Genomic DNA, 6,712 nt, shown 5'->3' with positions numbered 1-6,712 from the left:
TGTGCCGCGCCTGCCGCAGGAGCGGCTGGTACGGCCGGCCGTGGAACTGCGGGCGGCGGATATCGAGCGTTACGCCCGTGCCTGTGGCTTTCGCCGCGAACACGGCGTGCCGATGTCCTTCGTCCACACCCTGGCGTTTCCGCTGCACCTGCTATTGCTGACCAGCCCGGCGTTTCCCTGGCCGGCCAGCGGCATGGTGCACCTGGCCAACCGGATCCGCCAGTACCGGCGGCTGCACGAGGGCCAGGCGTTGCGCCTGCAGGTGCATTGCGAACGCTGGGTGGCGCACCCCAAGGGGCAGGCGCTGCTGATCGTCAGCCAGGCCCATGGCGAGGGCAGCCTCGCCTGGGAGAGCGAGAGCCTGTACCTGCGTCGTGGTGTCGCCGCGCCGGTCGGCGAGCCCTGGCAGGGTGAGTTGGAGCTCGATGAGCAGGCGCTGGTCCGAACCCAGCGTTGGTCGCTGGCGGCGGACCTCGGACGGCGTTTCGCCAAGGTGTCGGGGGATCACAATCCGATCCATACCTCGTGGCCGGGCGCACGGCTGTTCGGCTTCAAGCGCCCGATCGCCCATGGCATGTGGACCCTTGGCCGGGCCTTGGCCGCGCAGCAGCCGCCCCGCGCGCTGGACGCGGCGGGACTCGACTGTGAGTTCAAGCTGCCGATGTTCCTGCCCGGCAGTGCAACCTTGTGGAAGGTGCCGTCCAGCGAATCAAACCAGGCCTTTGAAGTGCGCACGGCGGCCGGAGACAAGCCGCACATGCGTGGGGTGCTCACGCTCACTTGAACACACCGCACAACCTGCAGGGCGGGTTCTGTGGCGAGCGGGCTTGCCCGCGCTGGATGGCGAGGCCATCCTGAAACCGAATGTCACGGTCTGTCTGATTTGACGTGAATTCAGATTTACGACTGCTTCGCAGTCGAGCGTGGGCAAGCCCACTCGCCACAGGTGCCGCACCTGCAGGTCATGCGTATGGAAGGAAACTTTGCATGACCGACTACAGCTTCACCCCGGCTCCGGCAAGACGGGTCGCCATTCTCGGCGGCAACCGGATTCCCTTTGCCCGTTCCAATACGGTGTATTCCCATGACAGCAACCAGGATCTGCTGGCGGCTGCCCTGCAAGGGCTGGTCGACCGTTTTGGCCTGCAGGGCCAGCGGCTGGGCGAGTTCGCCGCAGGGGCGGTGATCAAGCATTCACGGGACTTCAATCTCGCTCGCGAGACACTGCTGTCCACCACGCTGTCGCCGGAAACCCCGGCCTATGACATCCAGCAGGCCTGTGGCACGGGCCTGGAGGCGGCATTGCTGGTCGCCAACAAGATCGCCTTGGGGCAGATCGAGGTCGGAGTCGCCGGCGGTTCCGACACCACCTCCGATGCGCCCATCGGCATCAACGAGTCGCTGCGCCGGACCCTGCTCGAGGCCAACCGCAGCAAGGACACCCTGGGCAAGCTGCGCAGTCTGCTCGGCATCCGCCCGTCGATGTTCTTCAAGCCGTTGCTGCCGCGCAACGGCGAGCCGCGCACCGGGCTGTCCATGGGCGAGCACTGCGAGGAGATGGCCAAGCGTTGGCAGATCAAGCGTCTGGCCCAGGACGAACTGGCGATGAGCAGTCACCAGTCGCTGAACGCGGCCTATCAGCGCGGGTTCTTCGACGACCTGATCACGCCGTATCGTGGGCTCAAGCGCGACAACAACCTGCGCGCCGACACCAGCCTGGAGAAACTTGCCGGGCTGGGCCCGGCCTACGACAAGCGCAACGGTACCCTCACGGCCGGCAACTCGACGCCGCTGACCGATGGCGCCTCGGTGGTGCTGCTGGCCAGCGAGGAATGGGCGGCGGCGCACAACCTGCCGGTGCTGGCCTATCTGCGCACCGGCGAGACGGCAGCGGTGAACTTCGTCGACGGCAGTGAAGGCTTGCTGATGGCCCCGGCCTACGCCGTGCCACGCATGCTCGCTCGCGAAGGCCTGAGCCTGCAGGATTTCGATTTCTACGAGATCCATGAGGCCTTCGCCGCGCAGGTGCTGTGCACGCTCAAGGCCTGGGAGGATGCCGACTATTGTCGTGAGCGGCTGGGGCTGCCGGCTCCGCTGGGGAGCATCGACCGCAGCAAGCTCAACGTCAACGGCGGCTCGCTCGGCTGCGGGCACCCGTTCGCGGCCACCGGTGGCAGGTTGCTGGCCAGCCTGGCCAAGGCCATCGACCAGCGCGGTGGCGGTCGCGGGCTGATTTCCGTGTGCGCCGCCGGCGGCCTGGGTGTGACGGCGATCGTCGAAAAATAAAACAACAACAAGGAGACTGCCATGAGTGTCGCGAGTCTGCAGAGTACCGAACGTGTCTGGGTGAAGGCCTACCATCCCGGCGTGCCGGCGGATGTCGAGAGCGAGATCGACCGTTACCCGTCGTTGCGCGAGGTATTCCTTGAACACGTGGAGAAATACCGCCAGCGGGTGGCCTACGTCAGCATCGGCACCGAGATGGGGTATGACGAATGGGAACGCCGGGTATTTGCCTTCACCGCCTGGTTGCAGTCGCGAGGAGTGAAGAAGGGCGATCGCGTGGCCCTGATGATGCCCAACTGCCTGCAGTACCCGATCTGCCTGTTCGGCACCCTGCTGGCCGGTGCCGTGGTGGTCAACGTCAACCCGCTCTATACCGCCCGTGAGCTCAAGCACCTGCTCAAGGACAGCGGTGCCGAGACCCTGGTGATCTTCGAGAACTTCGCCCATACCCTGGAACAGGCGATGGACGGCAGTTCGCTGAAAAACATCGTGGTGGCGGCCATCGGTGACCTGGTCGGGACCATCAAGGGGGCGGCGCTGAACTTCGTCCTGCGCCATGTGCAGAAGCAGGTGCCGCGTTTCAATCTGCCAGGTTCGATCCGTTTCCCGACGATGATGAAGCAGGCCCGGAACCTGAAGGCCCAGCCGGTGAAGCTGGCTCATGGCGATATCGCCTTTCTGCAATACACCGGCGGCACCACCGGCGATGCCAAGGGCGCGATGCTCACCCACCGCAACATCCTCGCCAACTTGATGCAGGCCAAGGCCTGGGTCGGCGACCAGCTCGACGAGAACCGGCAGGAAACCAACGTCACCCTGTTGCCGTTGTATCACGTGTTGTCGCTGACGGTGAACTGCCTGATGTTCATGTGCCTGGGGGGGCGCAACATCCTCATCGCCAACCCGCGTGACGTCAAGCGGGTGCAGATGATCCTGCGCAAGGAGAAGTTCAGCGGCATCGTCGGGGTCAACACACTGTTCAATGGCCTGCTGGAAAACGACGAGTTCCGCGCCCGGGACTTCTCCGACCTGAAACTGGCGATCGCCGGCGGCATGGCCACCCACACCGCCGTGGCTCGGCGCTGGCAGGAGGTGACCGGCGTGCCGATCATCGAGGGTTATGGGCTGACCGAGTGTTCGCCGGTGGTGAGTATCAGCCCGATCGATATCAAGCGCATGCGCGAAGGCGAGTTCACCGGCACCATCGGCGTACCGTTGCCGTCGACCTGGGTACGTTTTGCCCGGGAGGATGGCTCGCTGGCGGAAATCGGCGAGGAGGGCGAGTTGCAGGTGCGTGGGCCGCAGGTGATGAAGGGCTACTGGAAGCGGCCGGACGAGACGGCCAAGGTGCTCGACGATGAGGGCTGGCTGTCGACCGGGGATATCGGCGTGATGAACGAGCAGGGCTTCATCCGCCTGGTGGATCGCAAGAAGGATATGATCCTGGTATCGGGCTTCAACGTGTATCCCAACGAGATCGAGGATGTGGTGGCATTGCATCCCGGGGTGGCCGAGGTGGCGGCGATCGGTGTGCCGGACCAGGTGACCGGCGAGCGGGTGAAGATCTTCGTCGTGCGGCGTGATCCGGGGCTGACCGAAATGCAGTTGCTGGCGCACTGCCGGGAGTACCTGACCGGGTACAAGGTGCCGAGGATCGTCGAGTTCCGGGTCGAGGAACTGCCCAAGACCACAGTGGGCAAGGTGCTGCGCCGGGCCTTGCGCGAGTAGCGTCGATCGAGGCCGCGCGCGGGTTCGGTGGGCCTGGGGCGCGGCCACCTGCCACTCCTGGCCCTTTGGGCACTGCCGTCCGTCTCCCGGATACAGGCAGCCGAGGGAATTTCTTGTTATAAACGCACTCCGATAACCCCCGTATACAGGGCTTCCTCACGCCTGTGCGGGGCGATCGAACGATTTTGCTGTCATTTCTGTTGCTGACTCGATAACTCGGCCTTAGACTGCCGCCCCTCGTAAATTGAGTGCCGGGTGGCGCTTGGAATGGACGGCGCCTTTCTGTGCATCCCCTCAGGTGCCCAGAACGCTCCCTGATTCGCCTTAATGCACGTATTTTCTATAGAGAAATCAATGACAAAGGAAAAGTTGCTGGCCATGCCGGCGGACGACTACATGAACGCCGAGCAACTGGCTTTCTTCACCGAACTGTTGCAAGCCATGAAAGTCGAAACCCACGAGCGTATCGAGCAGAACCGTATGGCTATCGAAAGCCTCGATACCCCGGCAGACCCGGCCGATGCCGCATCCGTGGAAGAAGAGCGCACTTGGCTGGTGAACGCGATCGACCGCGACCAGCGCATGCTGCCGCAGCTGGAACAGGCCTTGGACCGCATTCGCGACGACTCCTTTGGCTGGTGTGACGACAGTGGCGATCCGATAGGCCTCAAGCGCCTGCTGATCAGCCCGACGACCAAGTATTGCATCGAGGCGCAGGAGCGTCACGAGCAGATCGACAAGCATCAGCGCCAGGCCTGATCGGCCTCCTGATGCCAGTGGGCTCCTCGGGGCGCCAACGTGCCCCGATGCAAGGCCCCATATACGCCATACCCGACGCCCCGACATGATCGGCTGCGAGCAACTCGCCGCGCGGGTATGGCGGGCAGAATCCTGCCTCATCCGCTCGACAGTGCCTGCGGCGTCGCCCCGGACCCTCTCACGTTCTCCAGCGCCGCTCGGCATTCTGGTTATTTTCCCTTTGCCGATTACAACTAATGGACCATGGATAATGGCTTTGTGATGGCGTTTAATGCAGGAAAATAACTAGAAGCCGAAAGTGGGGAACGCCTATGTCTGGAGAAGGAATTCTGTCCGGGGTTTTCGCGCCATTGGAGGCGCAGTCGAAGCCGTCCCCGCGCTGGCGGTGCCGCTGATGCAGAGCATCGGGCTGGCGCTGCTGTGGTCGGCCATGGCCTATGCCAACTGGCCGCTGGGCGTCTGCCTGCCGTTGGCGCTGCTGCTGGCCTGGTTGCCGCTGTTGCGCTCTCGCCCGGTACCCGCAGCGGTTCAGACCGAGGGCGATGCGCTGGGCCAACTGACCCGCGACCTGTCGTATGCTACCAGTCATAACGCCTTGTCCGCCGCTGGCGTGGCCTTCGCGGTCAAACAACTGGCCGGCAAGCTGCAATCGCAACTCGATGCCGCGGCGCGGATCGTCAGTAGCGCCGAACGGGTGATCGACACCGAGCAGGCCACTTCGCAGCTCAGCCAGCAGGCGCTTGGCTCGGCCAGCCAGGCGCGGCAGAGCAGTGCCGAAGGGCATGCGGTGCTGTCGGAGTCGATCAGTCGCATGCACCAGCTCAGCCAGCGCGCCGCGTCCAGCCGACAACTGATCGAGGCCCTGAGCCAGCGCAGCGAGGAAATCCAGCGGGTGACCCTGGTGATCCAGGCGATCGCCAGCCAGACCAACCTTCTGGCCCTCAACGCTGCCATCGAGGCGGCCCGTGCCGGCGAGCACGGCCGCGGTTTTGCCGTGGTGGCCGACGAGGTGCGCGGTCTGGCCGGGCGGACCGCCGCGGCCACCGACGAGGTCGGGGTGATGGTGGCCGATATCCAGCAACGCACGGCGCAGGTGGTGGAGCAGATCCAGCAGCTGTCGGTGGACCTCGAGAGTGGTGTCGAGCAGGTCGAGCAGACCGGACTGCAACTGGAGAATATCGCGCAGTTGGCGGCGGGGGTGGAAAGTCAGGTCAACGAAATCGCCCAGGGCGCACAGAACAACCGTGAGCAGTTGAGCAGCCTGTTCAGTGCCGTGGAACAGATGCGCGGCGACCTGTCGGTCAGCGACCAGCAGACCCGGCGGCTGGCCGAGGCGGCAGTGCAGATGGAAGGGCAGGCCGAGACCATCAGTGAACGCCTGGCCGAGGTCGGCCTGGACGACTATCACCAGCGTGCCTATGATCTGGCGCGTGAGGGGGCCGGACAGATCGCCGCCCGCTTCGAGGCCGATATCGAGCAGAACCGCATCAGCCTCGACGATCTGTTCGATCGCAACTACCAGCCAATCGCCAACACTTCGCCGACCAAGTACCAGACCCGTTTCGACCGTTATACCGACCAGGTCCTGCCGGCCATCCAGGAACCGCTGCTGAGCCGCCACGAGGGCCTGGTGTTCGCCATCGCCTGCACCCCGCAAGGCTACGTGCCGACCCACAACCAGGCATTTTCCCAGCCGTTGACCGGGGATACGGCCAAGGATGCCCTGCAGAACCGCACCAAGCGCAAGTTCGATGACCGCACCGGTATCCGCTGTGGCAGCCATCAGCAACCGGTGCTGTTGCAGACCTATACCCGCGATACCGGCGAACTCATGCATGACCTTTCGGTGCCGATCATGGTCAAGGGGCGGCACTGGGGTGGTTTGCGCCTGGGCTACAGGCCGGAAAGCGCCCCGCAGGGGTGATCCCGCCTGTCGCCG

The 6,712-nt window shown here is 64.5% G+C and carries 5 protein-coding genes; all 5 read left to right on the top strand.

The annotated features are described in order from the left end of the window. Positions 1-784: MaoC family dehydratase (locus tag K675_RS0123215; RefSeq protein ID WP_017905862.1), on the top strand; the 784-nt coding region annotated here is incomplete at its 5' end. Between the two features lie 203 nt (positions 785-987). Further along, positions 988-2,286: an acetyl-CoA C-acetyltransferase gene (locus K675_RS0123210; protein ID WP_017905861.1), complete on the top strand. Its 1,299-nt coding sequence runs from the start codon at positions 988-990 to the stop codon at positions 2,284-2,286. Between the two features lie 21 nt (positions 2,287-2,307). Further along, positions 2,308-4,014 carry an AMP-binding protein gene (locus tag K675_RS0123205; protein WP_017905860.1) on the top strand — a complete coding sequence of 569 codons (1,707 nt, stop codon included), beginning with the start codon at positions 2,308-2,310 and terminating at the stop codon, positions 4,012-4,014. A gap of 354 nt (positions 4,015-4,368) precedes the next feature. After that, a complete protein-coding gene (locus K675_RS0123200; protein WP_017905859.1) occupies positions 4,369-4,773 on the top strand; it encodes a TraR/DksA family transcriptional regulator in 405 nt (134 codons plus the stop codon). Between the two features lie 394 nt (positions 4,774-5,167). After that, positions 5,168-6,697 (top strand): methyl-accepting chemotaxis protein, encoded by a 1,530-nt coding sequence (locus tag K675_RS0123195; RefSeq protein ID WP_080635386.1) that lies wholly within the window; start codon positions 5,168-5,170, stop codon positions 6,695-6,697. Positions 6,698-6,712 lie beyond the last annotated feature (15 nt).

The organism is Pseudomonas fuscovaginae SE-1 (genome assembly GCF_000364705.1).
Lineage (GTDB): Bacteria > Pseudomonadota > Gammaproteobacteria > Pseudomonadales > Pseudomonadaceae > Aquipseudomonas > Aquipseudomonas fuscovaginae_A.
The sequence above is the reverse complement of the archived record's forward strand: the minus strand, read 5'-3'. Positions and strand labels throughout refer to the sequence as shown.